15 protein-coding genes are annotated in these 14,613 nt (G+C 69.6%); 5 read left to right on the top strand and 10 right to left on the bottom strand.

Going from position 1 to position 14,613, the window contains the following annotated elements; genetic code table 11:
- Positions 1-326: 326 nt before the first annotated feature.
- The 3 genes from CLV68_RS07195 to CLV68_RS07185 are packed head-to-tail and all read right to left on the bottom strand — an operon-like array spanning position 327 to position 2,082.
- Positions 327-1,493: a saccharopine dehydrogenase family protein gene (locus tag CLV68_RS07195; protein WP_121391024.1), complete on the bottom strand. Its 1,167-nt coding sequence runs from the start codon at positions 1,491-1,493 to the stop codon at positions 327-329.
- Positions 1,494-1,525: 32 nt separating this feature from the next.
- On the bottom strand, positions 1,526-1,867 hold the full coding sequence (locus tag CLV68_RS07190) for a hypothetical protein (RefSeq protein WP_121389690.1): 342 nt from the start codon (positions 1,865-1,867) through the stop codon (positions 1,526-1,528).
- Positions 1,868-1,869: 2 nt separating this feature from the next.
- Positions 1,870-2,082, bottom strand: coding sequence for an SCO4848 family membrane protein (locus CLV68_RS07185; protein ID WP_092777916.1), 213 nt, complete (start codon positions 2,080-2,082; stop codon positions 1,870-1,872).
- Between the two features lie 90 nt (positions 2,083-2,172).
- Between CLV68_RS07185 and CLV68_RS07180 the strand changes: the two genes are divergently transcribed.
- Positions 2,173-3,516, top strand: coding sequence for a D-alanyl-D-alanine carboxypeptidase family protein (locus CLV68_RS07180; protein ID WP_246009701.1), 1,344 nt, complete (start codon positions 2,173-2,175; stop codon positions 3,514-3,516).
- Between the two features lie 599 nt (positions 3,517-4,115).
- Here the strand turns inward: CLV68_RS07180 and yhjD are convergent.
- Positions 4,116-5,123 (bottom strand): inner membrane protein YhjD, encoded by a 1,008-nt coding sequence (gene yhjD / locus CLV68_RS07175; RefSeq protein ID WP_425454824.1) that lies wholly within the window; start codon positions 5,121-5,123, stop codon positions 4,116-4,118.
- A gap of 184 nt (positions 5,124-5,307) precedes the next feature.
- Between yhjD and CLV68_RS07170 the strand changes: the two genes are divergently transcribed.
- Positions 5,308-5,973 carry a hypothetical protein gene (locus CLV68_RS07170; RefSeq protein WP_121389688.1) on the top strand — a complete coding sequence of 222 codons (666 nt, stop codon included), beginning with the start codon at positions 5,308-5,310 and terminating at the stop codon, positions 5,971-5,973.
- Here CLV68_RS07170 and trpS read toward each other — a convergent pair.
- Entirely contained in the window at positions 5,970-6,989 is a 1,020-nt protein-coding gene (trpS, locus tag CLV68_RS07165; RefSeq protein ID WP_092777910.1) for a tryptophan--tRNA ligase, read from the bottom strand. The genes CLV68_RS07170 and trpS overlap by 4 nt on opposite strands.
- A 164-nt stretch (positions 6,990-7,153) precedes the next feature.
- On the opposite strand from trpS, the gene CLV68_RS07160 reads away from it, so the two are divergent.
- Entirely contained in the window at positions 7,154-8,677 is a 1,524-nt protein-coding gene (locus CLV68_RS07160; protein WP_246009699.1) for a S8 family peptidase, read from the top strand.
- A gap of 157 nt (positions 8,678-8,834) precedes the next feature.
- On the opposite strand, the gene CLV68_RS07155 is transcribed toward CLV68_RS07160, so the two are convergent.
- The 4 genes from CLV68_RS07155 to CLV68_RS07140 all read right to left on the bottom strand — a co-directional run bounded on the left by CLV68_RS07155 (position 8,835) and on the right by CLV68_RS07140 (position 12,637).
- The gene (locus CLV68_RS07155) at positions 8,835-9,137 is read right to left on the bottom strand and encodes a hypothetical protein (protein ID WP_147459898.1); all 303 of its coding nucleotides are present in this window, start codon (positions 9,135-9,137) and stop codon (positions 8,835-8,837) included.
- Between the two features lie 372 nt (positions 9,138-9,509).
- Positions 9,510-10,316, bottom strand: coding sequence for an exodeoxyribonuclease III (locus CLV68_RS07150; RefSeq protein ID WP_121389685.1), 807 nt, complete (start codon positions 10,314-10,316; stop codon positions 9,510-9,512).
- Between the two features lie 28 nt (positions 10,317-10,344).
- A complete protein-coding gene (locus CLV68_RS34950; protein WP_246009698.1) occupies positions 10,345-10,536 on the bottom strand; it encodes a hypothetical protein in 192 nt (63 codons plus the stop codon).
- Positions 10,537-11,419: 883 nt separating this feature from the next.
- A complete protein-coding gene (locus CLV68_RS07140) occupies positions 11,420-12,637 on the bottom strand; it encodes an NADP-dependent isocitrate dehydrogenase (protein WP_121389684.1) in 1,218 nt (405 codons plus the stop codon).
- Positions 12,638-12,760: 123 nt separating this feature from the next.
- Here CLV68_RS07140 and CLV68_RS07135 point away from each other — a divergent pair, with 123 nt between their 5' ends.
- Positions 12,761-13,153 (top strand): hypothetical protein, encoded by a 393-nt coding sequence (locus CLV68_RS07135; RefSeq protein WP_121389683.1) that lies wholly within the window; start codon positions 12,761-12,763, stop codon positions 13,151-13,153.
- On the opposite strand, the gene CLV68_RS07130 is transcribed toward CLV68_RS07135, so the two are convergent.
- Complete coding sequence (locus CLV68_RS07130) at positions 13,103-13,702, bottom strand: GNAT family N-acetyltransferase (RefSeq protein ID WP_121389682.1); 600 nt, start codon at positions 13,700-13,702, stop codon at positions 13,103-13,105. The genes CLV68_RS07135 and CLV68_RS07130 overlap by 51 nt on opposite strands.
- 59 nt (positions 13,703-13,761) lie before the next feature.
- Here CLV68_RS07130 and CLV68_RS07125 point away from each other — a divergent pair, with 59 nt between their 5' ends.
- On the top strand, positions 13,762-14,574 hold the full coding sequence (locus CLV68_RS07125) for a metal-dependent hydrolase (RefSeq protein WP_170224146.1): 813 nt from the start codon (positions 13,762-13,764) through the stop codon (positions 14,572-14,574).
- The last annotated feature ends 39 nt before the right edge of the window (positions 14,575-14,613 follow it).

Genomic DNA, 14,613 nt, shown 5'->3' with positions numbered 1-14,613 from the left:
GAGTCAAGCGGGCAATCGCCCACGACTGCTCGCAGGCGGCATCCTCACCGCGAGGTCCCCGCCACTAGTTCTGTCCCTCGCCTGCCACTCTGGATCGACTGCACCGAGCCGCCGTGTCCTTCTGCAACGGCACCATATCCCGTCACGGCATCCACCCCGACGGTCTCCGCCGCACCCCTCTGTCGGTCTAGCTCAGACTCCTGCAACAGGGGAGCCACGTTGCGCTCACGCCTGTCGCGGTGACATCGAACAGCTCCTGCAAGCCGTACCTGACCCTGTCCCGTTCAAGCAGACTGTCGACCTCGCGGTGGAGTTGCCGCGGTGAGTCAGGTTCGGACTGCTTTGGAGACGGTGCGGAAGGTGATGCCCGCGGCAGTGAGGCGGGTGGTGAGGGCTTCGCCCATGGCGGTGGCGGTGGTCACCTGGCCCGCGGTCGGGGGGAGGTCGTCGGTGGCGAGGCAGAGGGCGGATTCGGCGAGCATCTTGGCGGTTTCGTCGTAGCCGGGGTCGCCGCCGGTGATCTCGGTGTGGACTCGGGTGTCGGCGCCGGTGCCGATGAAGGTGGCCTTGAACCAGGAGCGTTGGCGTTCGGCGGGGGTGGGGCCGTCGCCGGGGGGTTTGCGGTTGAGGAGCCAGGTGCGCAGGGGGCGGACCTGGGATGCCGCGATCAAACCCGCTGCACCGCCCGCGACCGCGAGGGCGGTGGGCAAGCGTTTGACGGCCAGGTGGTGGCCGTAGGTGAACTCGGGTCCGTACTGCTCCAGCGCCCGCGCGGACCGCAGCACGACCTGCGGGTCGATGGTCGGTAGCGGTACCGCCCAGATCCCGAGGTCCGCCACTTTCCCGGCGCGCGCCCGACCCCGCACGCGCCGCACCGACCTAGGTTCCACCTTGCGGCGTTCCGCGGCGGCCTTCTGCATGTCCCGCAGACGGGAGAACGCGTTCACGGCCGACTGGAACGTGCCGCCAGAAACAGAAGCCGACACGGTGATGTAACCGTCGACAGTGAGCGGTACGTCGGCTGGGAGTTGGTTGACGGTGTAGAGCACGCCAAGGTCGTAGGGGATCGAGTCGAACCCGCAGCAATGGACCAGACGCGCGCCCGTTTCGACCGCTTTCGCGTGGTGGCGCAGATAAGTCCGGTCGACGAACTCAGGCTCACCGGTGAGGTCGACGTAGTCAGTGCCAGCGGCGGCGCACGCACCTACCAGCGGATCGCCGTAGGTGATGTAAGGGCCGACGGTGGTGATGACGACCCGGGTCGCCTCCGCGATGGCGGTAAGCGACGCCGGGTCGTTGACGTCAGCGGTCAGCAATTCGAGGTCGTCGATACCGAGGCGGTCGCGAACCGCAGCGAGCTTCGCCGGGTTCCGGCCCGCCAGTGCCCACCGCAGGCCGGGCGGCGCGTGTTCGGCGAGGTACTCGGCGGTCAGCCCGCCCGTGAACCCGGTGGCACCGAACAGCACGACATCAAACCTGCGACCGGTAGGCATGACCACACCTTACCGACCGGTAACCCGAATGCTCAGCTCCAGAAGACGGCGAGTCCCACGTTGAGCACCACGAGACCGCCCAGGGTCGGCGGCAACCAGCGCGGGTTGGTCTTCTTGGCGACGAACGTGAACGCCAACCCGAGGAGGACCACGACCACCAGCAGCTTGATGCCCAGCTTCATGTGGTTGTACTCAGCTCCGGTGACCGGGGCCAACACCATCAGGGCAATCCCGGTGACCAACTGCAACCCCGCGCCGTGCAACCAGCCCTTGTTCACCTCTTCGGGAGTGCGCAATTGCAGCAGCAGCGCCCCGATCAGCGCGCCCATGCCGAGCAGGTGCAGGAAGACGAGCAAGTGCCGGACGAACTCCACGCCTAACTCCTTCTCCAGGCCCGCCAGCCGATGACACCGATCATGGTGCCGAACAGCAGCGAGGCGGCGGTCAGCAGGGCGTGCACGACGAAGAAACCGGTCGGCCCCGGCGCGAACGAGCGCGGGTCGACCCAGATGTTGCGCAGGAACATGGGCCAGATCACCCACGACCACACCCCGAAGCCCACCAGGAACAACGCCGACCGCCGACTCATACCGGCAGTATCCAGCGCCCGCGACCGACACCCACGTGTGGGTGACAGGCCGGATCGTGGCCGGATCGTGACAGGCCCTACCCTGCAGGGGTGCGCTTCGCAGCCCGCAGGACCGTGACCGCCTTCGTCGTCCCGCTGTGCGCCCTGCTGTTCGGGGCGCTGCTCGCGACCCCGGTCGCCGCGCAGCCGGTGCTCCGCAAGGGCCAGCAGCAGACCACGGGGACACAGGCGCAGCCGCAGAACAGCGCCCAGTGCCAGAACCACGACCGGCCGCCGCCCCCGGTGGACACCTCGGAGGAGCCCAAGCCGGGCCAGCCGACCCCGGAGCCGCTCCCGGTGCCCAAGGAGCCCGTCGGCGGCACCCGGATGGGCGAGTGCGGCCTCGTGGTGCCCAACGGCGCCAAGGCCGCCATCGCCGGTGACGTCACCTCGGCGTCGTGGGTGATCTCCGACCTCGACACCGGCGAGGTGCTGGCCGCCAAGGACCCGCACGCCAGGGAACGGCCGGCCTCGCTGATCAAGACGCTGCTCGGGGTGGTGGTCATCCGCGAGCTGCGGCTCGACGAGGTGGTCACCGGCACCGAGGAGGACGCGAACCAGGAGGGCACCAAGGTCGGCGTCGGCCCCGGTGGCCAGTACACGGTCCGCCAGCTGCTGTTCGCCCTGCTGATGCGCTCGGGCAACGACGCGGCGCACGCGCTGGCGGCCAAGCTCGGCGGCGTGCCCAGGGCGCTGGAGAAGATGAACGCCCTGGCCAAGGAGCTCGGCGCGTTCGACACCAGGGCGGCGACCCCGTCCGGCCTCGACGGCCCGGGGATGAGCACCTCGGCGTACGACCTGAGCCTGGTCTTCCGCGCCGCGATGAAGCACAAGGAGTTCGCCGAGGCGATCGCGACCAAGTCGCTCGACTTCCCCGGCTACGGCGCCAAGCCCGGCTACAAGGTCATCAACGACAACAAGCTCCTCGGCCGCTACCAGGGCTTCACCGGCGGCAAGACCGGCTTCACCGACGACGCCAGGCACACCTACGTCGGCGGCGCCAAGCGCGGCACCGCCCGCATCGCGGTGGTCCTGCTGCGCGGCGAGCTGAACCCGAACCCGCTGGCCGAGCAAGCCTCCCGGCTCCTCGACTACGGCTTCGCCCTGGCCGCCGAGAACTCCAAGGCCGTCGGCCAGCTCGTCGACCACGCCCCCGAGGCCCAACCCAAGCAGGACACCGGCCTCGGCACGACCTCCACCAACGACCCCCAGCAGCCCCAGAGCACCCCCGCCCCGGACGCCGCCCTGCCCCCGGACGCCCAGCGCTCCGCCTTCGGCAACTTCGGCGCCCCCCTGGTCGGCCTGGCAGGCGTCGCCATCCTCATCTCGTTCGCCCTCTGGTTCCGCCGCAAACGAGCCCGAGCCGCCCGAGCCCGCCGCGTCGCCGCAGGCTGACCCCATCTTCTTTCGGCCCCGCCTGGCTGCTCCTACTTCATCTTCTTTCGGCCCCGCCTGGCTGCTCCTACTTCGCCGGGCGGGGCTTTGTGTTGGGCGGCCCATTTACCTGGCGGGGCCATTGGCCGGGCACCGGCTGTCCGCCGGGCACTCTTCCGTGCCGTCTCGGCCTTCAGTGGCCTCTCCAGCCACCGGGCACCCTCAAGTCAAGAAGCCTTCTATCGCCCTACCGGGCGAACTTCTCCCCTCCCCCCACCCCCGACCGCCATCCCCCCAGGTCACCGCCATCCACAACGCCCCAGTTGTCCACAGATCCCCGCCACCCCACCCCGTTCCCCCGTGGCACCCGATAGACTGGCGTCGGGGCCGCCCCCCGGAGAGGGTGGGGGCTGGGGTGGGTGATCTTGGTCGGCGCGGCGGAACTGGGGAGCGCCTCCGAGTGATAGCGACCGAGGCCATGCGCGCCTACCTGCGCGATATCCGCCCGCCTCTGCGGGGCGGGGCCTCTGGGGCAGTTCCGCCGAGCGGCAGCGCCACGGGCCTGCCCCACGGCGGCACCAGACGTCCTGGACGGCGTGGGGGCAGTGACTCCCCCAAGATCACTTGCGGCGGCGCCAGGCCAAGCCCAGCAGCGCGCCGACGCCGACCAGGCCGAGGGCTTCGCGGGCGCGCGGGGCGCGGGCGACCTCGACCACCGGCCGGATCACGGCGGGCGGGGGTGCGGCCGGGGGTTCGGTGATGATGTTCTCCTTGGCCGTCGCGGTCCAGGCCGTGACGAGTAGGAGGAAGCGGGAGACCAGGTTCGCGAACACGAGCAGACCGACGATCGGGCCGATGATCGCGCCCAGCGGTCCGCCCAGCACGACGTTCAGGTACAGCGCGCCGACCAGCTTCAGGATCTCGAACCCGATGGCGGCGGCAAGAGCCCCGCGAACCGCGCTCTTCACGCTCACCGGCTTGCGAGGCAGCCGCGCGATCACCCACAGGAACACGAGCCAGTTGGCGCCGATCGACAGGACAGTCGTGACGATGAACAGCACGACCTTGGCCCACCCGTAGCCACCTAGCCCTATCGCGTCCAGCAACGTGTCAGCCAGACCGCTGCCGATAGCGCTAAGACCGAAGGACACGGCCATAGCGGCGCCCAAACCGAGTAGCGCCAACAGGTCCATCAGCATCCCCTTGAAGAACGGGGGCTGCACGAACTTCTGTCCCCACTGCGCGGTGAGCGCGTCGCGCAGGTTGCTCATCCAACCGAGGCCGGTGTAAGCGGCGGTGAGCAGACCTATGACGCCGACCTTGCCGCGTTCGTTGATGGCGGTGTCGACGAGTTCGTTCAGCGTGTCGCGGATGCTGGTGGGGGCCGCGTTCACGATGCTCTTGCGCAGTTCCTCCAACGTCTCCGGCTGCCCGGTGAGGACGAAGCCGAGGACGGCGACGCCGATGAGCGTCAGCGGGAACAGCGACAGGACGCTGAAGTAGGTGATCGATGCGGCGAAGTGGTTGCCGTACCGCTCGGTGAACGCGTCGAAGGCCCGGATCAGGTGGTCGATGGCTGGCCGCCTGGCGCGCAGCCGGGTCAGCGCCGACTCGTTCTCGGTCACCACGGGAACTCTAGCCGCCCAGGCCACGGCCGCAACGCGAAAGATCTTCAGTCGGGCGGGTTTCGGACCAGACCATAGCCCGAACGGGGACAGTTGGGCGGAGATCGGGTGATGATCGTTCACCACGGGCGGGCCGAAGCCCTAGCGTCGGCGGAATCCGTCTCTGCACCGATCATGAAAGGCCACCATGACGCACACCCTCCAGGGCGTCGACGTCGCCGACCTGGTTCCGTCGCTGGGCGCCCAGCACTCCGTCGCCGTGACCAACCACTCCACTGTGGACGGTCACAACGCCGTCCTGTTCCAGGGCTCGCCGTCGCTGCCGGACAACGCCGTCCCGCTCGCGTGGCTGGCCAGGCTGTCCCGGCCCGGCACGACCGTCACGCTGGAATGGAGCTTGAACTACTGCTTCGTCCACGGCAGGCAGGGCAACCTGCACGACGGCGTCGACTACGGCGGCGCGGGCGTACTGGATGCCCGACTCGCCCGCTACAACGTGGCCGGTTTGTCCTACCGCGCCGGAACGTTCGGGTTCCGCCGCGAACAAGGCGACCACCCCGACGGCGTGCTGGCGATCTTCCAGGACGACACCGTCCCCGGCCGCGACGCGTACCGGCGCGGCTGCGTGGGCATCGGCATGGACGGCGCCGCCACCTTCGTCGCCGCCACCGAGCCCGGGGTCGACCTGACCTTCGACCCGCACCCCGAGTACTGGCTGACCCTGGCCCGCTACGCCGCGGGCGCCGTCGTCGACCCGGCCGCGACCCAGGCGGTGCGGCTGACCTTCCCCGGCGGCAAGACCAGGGCGCACGCCACCTTCACCGGCACGACCTGGACCGTGGACTACCGCTAGGCCAGGAACCCGACCTTGTCGTACACCCGCGCGAGCGTGGCCGAGGCGACCTCTCTGGCCCGCTCGGCGCCCGCGCGCAGCACCTTGTCCAGCTCGGCCGGATCGTCCAAATAGGACTTGACCCGGTCGCGCACCGGCGTGGCGAACTCGGCGACGACCTCGCCGAGGTCCTTCTTCAGGTCGCCGTAGCCCTTGCCGTCGTAGGCCGCCTGCAGGTCGTCGACGGTGCGGTCGGTCAGCGCGGAGTAGATGCCGAGCAGGTTGCTGACCCCGGGCTTGGTCTCGGGGTCGAACACGACCTCGCGGCCGGTGTCGGTGACGGCGGAGCGGATCTTCTTGGCCGAGACCTTCGGGTCGTCGAGCAACTCGATGATGCCGTTAGCGCTAGAGGCCGACTTGCTCATCTTCGCCGTCGGGTCCTGCAGGTCGTAGATCTTGGCGGTGCCCTTGAGGATGTAGGGCTCCGGCGGCGTGAACGTCTTGCCGAACCTGGAGTTGAACCGCAGCGCGAGGTCGCGGGTCAGCTCCAGGTGCTGGCGCTGGTCCTCACCGACCGGTACGTACTGCGGCCGGTAGAGCAAGATGTCGGCCGCCTGCAACACCGGGTAGGTGAACAGCCCCACGCTGACCACGCCCTGCTTGGCCGACTTGTCCTTGAACTGGGTCATCCGGCTGGCCTCGCCGAACCCGGTCAGGCACTGCATGACCCAGCCGAGCTCGGCGTGCTCGGGCACCTGGCTCTGCACGAACAGGGTGGCCTTGGCCGGATCGAGGCCCAGCGCCAGCAACTGCGCGGCGGAGACCCTGGTGCGCTTGCGCAGCAGCTTCGGGTCGTGCTCCACGGTGATCGCGTGCAGGTCGGCCAGGAAGTAGAAGGCGTCGTGCGTGTCCTGCAGCGCCACCCACTGGCGGACGGCACCGAGGTAGTTGCCGAGGTGGAAGGAGTCGGCGGTCGGCTGGATGCCGGACAACACGCGCGGCTTGCGCTCCGGTGCCTGGCTGCTGTCGGTGGACACGGCTCCCAGTGTCGCAGGCGCGACCCCCGCCACCCGCGCTGGCCCAACCGGCGGATTGTGCCCACCGTCCCAAGGTGACAGGTTCTGCGCAGGCCATGCCAGGTGCGTGTGCGCCCGACCGGCGTAGGCAGGGCCTCCCGATCCCCGACCTGGAGGTTCCCCCAGTGCAGAGACGTTCCCGAATCCGCCTGCTCGGCGCCGCGGTGGTGCTCGCCACCGCAGCGACCGGTCTGGCGACCGCCGCGGGCCAGGCCACGGCCGCGCAGCCCGCAACCCCGGCCGCGTCGGCGGCGGGTGGGGCGCACTTCGTCGTCCTCGGTGACGAGCACCGCGGCCTGGCGCAGGTCGAGCGCGCGGTGCGCGACTCAGGCGGCACCGTGCTCAAGAGCTGGCCGCAGATCGGCGTCGTCGTCGCGACCTCGGCCAACGCCGACTTCGCCACCGTCGTGCGCCGCAAGAACGGTGTGCGCGGCGCTGGCGCGACCCGCAACCTCGCCGAGCTGGCCACCACCCCGCCCGCGGCGCGCATCGCGGCCGGGGCCAACGCCAAGTCGCTCGAGGCGACCGAGGCCGTCGTCACCAACGGCGGCAAGGGCAAGCCGACCGACCCGGGCGACCCGCTGAGCGTCAACCAGTGGAACCTCGGCGCGATCAAGGCCGACCAGGCGCACGCGCGCTCCGGCGGCAGCTCGAACGTCGTCGTCGGCGTGCTCGACTCCGGCATCGAGGCCACCCACCCCGACCTCGCGGCCAACGTCGACGCGTCCCGCTCGGTCGGCTGCACCAACGAGGGTGTCCCGGACACCACCCCGGCCGCGTGGGCGCCGACCACCAGCGACCACGGCACCCACGTCGCGGGCATCATCGCCGCGGCCAAGAACGGTGTCGGCGTCGTCGGCGTCGCCCCGAACGTCAAGCTGGCCTCGGTGAAGGTCGTCGACGACGAGGGCTTCATCTACCCCGAGTACGCGATCTGCGGGTTCGTGTGGGCTGCCGAGAAGGGCATCCACGTCACCAACAACTCGTACTTCATCGACCCGTGGTTCCTGTGGTGCCGCACCGACGCCGACCAGCGCGCCGTGATCACCGCCGTGACCCGCGCGGTGGACTACTCGGCCCGCCGCGGCGTGGTCAACGTCGCCGCGCTCGGCAACAGCAACTGGGACCTCTCGCACGACATCACCGACTCGGGCAGCCCGAACAACGGCACCCCGACGACCCGCGAGACCGGCCCGGAGTGCTTCAACCTGCCCAGCGAGATCGACGGCGTCGTCGGGGTCTCCTCGACCGGCGTGAAGAACGAGAAGTCCTACTTCTCCAACTACGGCATCACCGAGACCGATGTCGCCGCCCCCGGCGGTGACCGCATGCAGGTCCCGAGCACGCCCGACGCCAACGGCCGCATCCTCTCGACCGTGGTCGGTGGCGCGTGGGGCTACAAGCAGGGCACCTCGATGGCGTCCCCGCACGCCGCCGGTGTCGTCGCGCTGATCCGCTCGACGCACCGCCACTGGCCCGCCCCGGTCGTCATCGGCGCGCTGCACGTCGGCGCCGACAAGCTGCCGTGCCCGCCCGGCGTGTACGACCCGGACGGCACCGGCGTCTGGGCGGCCACCTGTGAGGGCGGCAAGTCCGGTCGTGGGTTCTACGGCTCCGGCCTGATCGACGCCCTGGCGGCGGTCCGATAGCACAGCCCTGGCGGCGGTCCGATAGCACAGCCCTGGCAGCGGTCCGCTAGCACTGTCCTGGCCTGCGGTCAGGTAGCACCGCCCTGGCCAGCAGTCCGCTAGTACTAACGACAAGAGGCCCCCCGCTTGTGGCGGGGGGCCTCTTGCGTGCTCTGGTTCAGGCCGGGTTGTCGGCCTGGGAACGCCTCGGCGCGGGCACCTTCAACGGCGCGACCACCACGGGCACAACGGGCGCCTTCGACGCCTTGCGCCTGCGCAGCAGCCCCACCGCGAGCCCACCGGCCCCCACCGCCACCGCCGCGATCCCGACCGGACCGGCCACGGTGAACGGGACACTGCTCTCGACCGTCCCCCCGGTCGCCGCCGCGGCACCCTGCGCGGACTCGACGAGGAAGACCACGGCCACCGACCCGGCGACCGCCACGCGCGACCCCAGTGCGCGCGGAGACCACACGCTCACGAATCGACACCCTTAGACACTGCTGTACCGTCCCTCGATTGGACTAGCACCATCGGCCTGGTCCCCGGAACCCGCGACCGATCGTGGCGGTCAAGACCGCACGTTCGGCTGACGCGAGCGAGACTATCCCCCTCCCGAACCCCTCGCGGCACGGGGTAGTCGATCACCAAACCGCCACCTGGCTCCCGGCCACGTGTCCCCGCTCACACCAAGCCCACCCCGACCTGCGGAACGCCCCGTACCCACCCGACCGCACCCCGTGACCCACAGGCGCCCCACACTCCACCCACAAGAGTGACCCCGCCGCCCGCTCGAACTCACCAGGCGGGCAGCGACCTCAGGCGGTGCGGGCGGGGCGAACTCGCGCACCGGTCACTCGGCGGGCGGCCAGTCGTAGACGGCGGTGACGGGGGCGTGGTCGGTCCAGCGGGCGTCGTAGCTCTCGGGGCGTTCGACGGTGATGGAGTGGGTGCGGGTGGCCAGGCGCGGGGTCGAGACGTGCAGGTCGATGCGCCAGCCGGAGTCGTTGTCAAAGGCTTTGCCCCGGTAGGACCACCAGGTGTACGGGCCGGGGCCGTCCGGGTGCAGCTGGCGCAGGACGTCGCGGTAGCCCGCCTCGTCGAAGACGCGGGTCATCCAGGCGCGTTCGCCGGGGGTGAAGCCCGCGTTCTTGCGGTTGGCCTTCCACGCCTTGAGGTCGATCTCCTGGTGGGCGATGTTCCAGTCGCCGCAGACGAGGACCTCGCGGCCGTCGGTGGCGGCCTTGGCCCGGAGTTCGACGAGGTAGGGCAGGAAGGTCGCCATGAAGCGCTCCTTCTGGTCCTGCCGCAGCGTGCCGACCTCGCCGCTGGGCAGGTACACGCTGGCCACGACCAGGCCGGGGAACCACGCCTCCACGTACCGGCCGCTGGCCTCGAACTCGGGGACGCCGAAGCCGACCCTGGTGGCCTCCGACTCGGCCCTGGAGTACACGGCGACGCCGTTGCGGCCGCGCAGCAGGGTGGACTCGGCGTGCACGGCGTGCCAGCCGTCGCTGAGCTCGGCCGGGAGCTCCTCGACGGGGGCGCGCACCTCTTGCAGGCACACGACGTCGGCCTCGGTGGTCGCCAGCCAGTCCAGGAAGCCCTTCTTGGCGGCGGCGCGCAGGCCATTCACGTTGACAGTGGAGACAGTCAGCACGCGAACACCCTAGTGACCGGGCTACCGCCTACCCGCAGTCGCGCCCGTCGAGCGGCTTGAGGAACTCCGTCGCCGCCCACCGGTTCTCGCCCAACTTCCGGAACCCGTTCTGCACGACCTTCTCGGCGTCGGTCTCCGCCCCGGTCTTGAACTTCCCGACCACAGCCGCAGCCGCCTCAGGAGCAGCCCGCACGTTGAGGACGTCAGCGGTGACCGCCACCCGACACCCCCCAACCCCACTGGCAGGCGACGACTGACCACTGGGCGGATCGACCCCCATCGAATAAATGATGGCCACGGCGACGATCCCACCACCGACGAGCAGGGTGCCCTTGGGCAACAACACGACTCACACTCCACGGCGCGCGGACGGCTCTACCCCACGGTCCCGCACCCGACCACACCAGCGCCAGTGCCAAAGCCCCGAACCACCCACTGGAGCCAACCCCCAGCACCGACAGTCACAGCCCCCGCCCCAGCCCGCCCCTCTTGAACGTTGGTCCGAACAGGCCCCAAACAACGATGGCCCACACCCGGCCCTCACAGGCGTTGGCCCCCACCCGCCCCTCTACGACGGTGGTCTCCACCCGGCCTTCACGATCGTTGGCCCCACCACACCCCCAGACAACGTTGGCCAACCACGCGCCCTAGACAACGTTGGCCAGCCACGCGCTCCTCGGATCCGCTGGTGCCAAGCCGGCTCGATGGGGCGGACTTGTTTTGTGTGGGGGGACGGCACCCGTAGCGTCGCTCACCGTGGCAGGGCCTGCTTTTCGGCCCCTGCTTTGTGGTTCTGCCCGGGTGTCGTAGGGGCCCCGCGCAAAACAAGTTCGCCGCATCGAGCTCTTCGCTTTCTCGCGCCCCCACGCAATGCCGCAGGCGAGGCGTTCACCGTCGACGCCGCAGGCGAGAACGAGAGCCGCAACCCCTCAGCCCAAGATCAAACCCGCCACAGCAGCCCCCGATATACAGCTTACCGAGCAGCACCGACAAACCAGGCCGAGCAAGCCACCACCCTGTGGACAACCCACAAAAGCACCCCACCACAAACCCAAAGCAAACGGCCCCCGCGCCAAAGCGCGAGGGCCGTCAACAAAAAGCACTCAGCCCGCAGCCTTCTGCAGGTTCTCATCCAACGTACCGAGGAAGTCCTCAGTGGTCTGCCACTCCTGGTCCTTGCCGACCAGCAGCGCCAGGTCCTTGGTCATCTTGCCGCTCTCGACGGTTTCGATGACGACGCGCTCCAGGGTCTGCGCGAAGCCGGTGACCTCGGGGGTGTTGTCCAGCGTGCCCCGGTGTGCCAGGCCGCGGGTCCACGCGTAGATGGACGCGATCGGGTTGGTCGAGGTGGGCTTGCCCGCCTGGTGCTGGCGGTAGTGCCGGGTGACGGTGCCGTGGGCGGCCTCGGCCTCGACGGTGCGGCCGTCCGGGGTGGACAGGACGGAGGTCATCAGGCCGAGGGAGCCGAAGCCCTGGGCGACGGTGTCGGACTGGACGTCGCCGTCGTAGTTCTTGCAGGCCCAGACGTAGCCGCCTTCCCACTTGAGCGCGGCGGCGACCATGTCGTCGATGAGCCGGTGCTCGTAGGTGAGGCCCTTGGCGTCGAAGTCGGCCTTGAACTCCGCCTCGAACACGGCCTGGAAGATGTCCTTGAAGGCACCGTCGTACGCCTTGAGGATGGTGTTCTTGGTCGAGAGGTACACCGGGTACTCGCGCTGCAGGCCGTAGGAGAACGACGCGCGGGCGAAGTCCTCGATCGACTTGTTGTAGTTGTACATGCCCATCGCGACGCCGCCGTCGGGGCCGTAGTTGGCCACCACGTGCTTGATCGGCTCGGAGCCGTCCGCCGGGGTGAAGGTGACGGTCAGCTCACCGGCGCCGGGGACCTTGAAGTTGGTGGCCTTGTACTGGTCGCCGTGGGCGTGGCGGCCGATGATGATCGGCTTGGTCCAACCCGGCACCAGCCGCGGGATGTTGGAGATGATGATCGGCTCGCGGAACACCACGCCGCCGAGGATGTTGCGGATCGTGCCGTTGGGCGAGACCCACATCTTCTTCAGGCCGAACTCCTCGACCCGCGCCTCGTCCGGGGTGATGGTGGCGCACTTGACGCCGACCCCGTGCTGCTTGATGGCGTTGGCGGCGTCGATGGTCACCTGGTCGTCGGTGGCGTCGCGGTGCTCGATGCCCAGGTCGTAGTACTCCAGGTCCACGTCCAGGTAGGGGTGGACCAGCTTGTCCTTGATGAACTGCCAGATGATCCGGGTCATCTCGTCGCCGTCGAGTTCGACGACCTTCCCCTGGACCTTGATCTTGGCCATGAGCCGCGGTGCTCCTCTCGCCTTTTACGCCATAAAACGGTACAAGCGTACTGCTATCCGGGCACGCGGTGCCTGTGGGCACGGTCACCCGAACGGTGATTGCGTCAAGGTATCCTGACAGCCATGGACGACATGGACCTGCCTGGTCACCAGGGCACTATCACCGACCTGCGGCCGCACTGCGACTGCGGCTGGGTGGCCGACCGCCACTTCGCCACCCGCGACGAGGCCGTGGCGCACTGGCTGCGCGGCCACGCCCTGCCCGCCGTCGAGGCCGAGCCGCCCGGCTGGCTGCTGGTCAAGTCGGACGTGCTGCGCGAGCAGGTGGCGGAGCTGATCAAGACCCGGCCCGACATCGCGCTCAAACTGCTCACCGAGATCGAGTCCTGGCACCGGCCGCTGACCCAGCGCGCCGTAGCCGCTGCCCGCACCGGCGGCGCATCCTGGACCGAGGTGGGGCAGGCGCTAGGCGTCACCCGGCAGGCCGCGCACGAACGGTTCCGCGGTCTTGGCTGACTCCCACTCGCTGGCGAGCATCGCGTAGACAGCCTCATCAGCCCACCGGCCGCGGACGTACTCGTTGCGCACAAAGTGGGCCTCTTTCCGCATACCCAGCCGTTCGAGCAACCGCGACGAGGCAGTGTTAGCGGCGTCGAGCCGCGCTACGACCCGGTGCATGTCGAGGTGGTCGAACGCGATGCGCACAAGCTCCGCCGCGGCCTCGGTGGCGTAACCGTGGCCTGCGTGATCCGGGTGGAAGATGTACCCGATCTCCGCTGTCCGGTGCTCCTTGCTCACCAGGAACAGGGTCAGATCACCCACTAGGGCCCCGGTCTCGGCCAACTCGACCGCTAGCACTATCCGGGCGCCGTCGACGGACAGCGCGGTTAGCCCAATCCGCTCAGCCAGGGCCTTCTCGACCTCTTCGCGCGTACGCGGCCCCCAGTAGAGGTACCTGGTCACGTCCTCCCGCGACTGCACGGCGTGCAGCGCGTCGAGGTCGTCGGCGGCGTAGCGGCGGAGAACGAGTCGGCGGGTCTTGATCGGAAACGCGGGGAGCGGCACCCCCTGGATCCTAGAGTGGGCGGGGTTTGTCGGCTTTCGAGTTTCCTGGGGGTACACCGGTGTCGACCGGTCCTACGCACGCGATGAGCGGGCTGGCCGCATGGGCCGCGGTCACCGCGCTGGCCGAGGGCCACAACCTCGGCAGCCTGTCGGCCAAGGGCTGGCTGGTCGGCGCGGTCCTGGCCACCGGCGCGGCGCTCTTACCCGACCTGGACCACCCCGAGTCGACCGTCTCCTCCACCTTCGGCCCGGTCACCCAGGCCGCGTCCAAGGTGTTCAACAGCATCAGCCACGGCGTCTACCGGCTGACCCGCACCAAGCGCGACTCCAACCGCGACGGCGGGCACCGCGGCCTCACCCACACCCTGGTGTTCGCGCTGGTCGCGACCGTGGTGACCACGGCGATCATCCAGACCAGCCGGTCGTGGGCGCTGCCGGTGCTGATGTTCTTCTTCAGCGGGCTCGCGGTGCGCGGGATCATGCACAAGTGGTGCCCGCGCAACGACGCGCTGTGGATCACCGGCACCGCCCTGCTGCTCACCTACGCCTGCCTGAAGTGGACCGACCAGACGACCGCGGACGCGGCGGCCTGCGGGGTCGCGGTCGGCATCGGCTGCATCGCGCACTACCTCGGCGACGCGATCACCGAGCAGGGCTGCCCGATCCTGTGGCCGGTGCCGATCGCCTGGAAGACCTGGTTCCCGATCGCGCCGCCGAAGATCATGCGGATGCGCACCGGCGGCCGGGTGGAGATGACCCTGGTCGGCCCGGCGCTGACCGTGCTCGCGCTGTGGATGTCGGCGATCGCGCTGCACCGGACCGGGGTGCTGCCGATGCTCGACGGGATACCGCTGGCGCCCTGGTCGACCTGATCGACCCCGGCGGTGAATACGGCCGGACAATCGCCACCC

The organism is Actinokineospora cianjurensis, from assembly GCF_003663795.1.
Taxonomy (GTDB): domain Bacteria; phylum Actinomycetota; class Actinomycetes; order Mycobacteriales; family Pseudonocardiaceae; genus Actinokineospora; species Actinokineospora terrae.
Note: the sequence above shows the minus strand (reverse complement) of the source record. Positions and strands in the feature narration are given on the sequence as shown.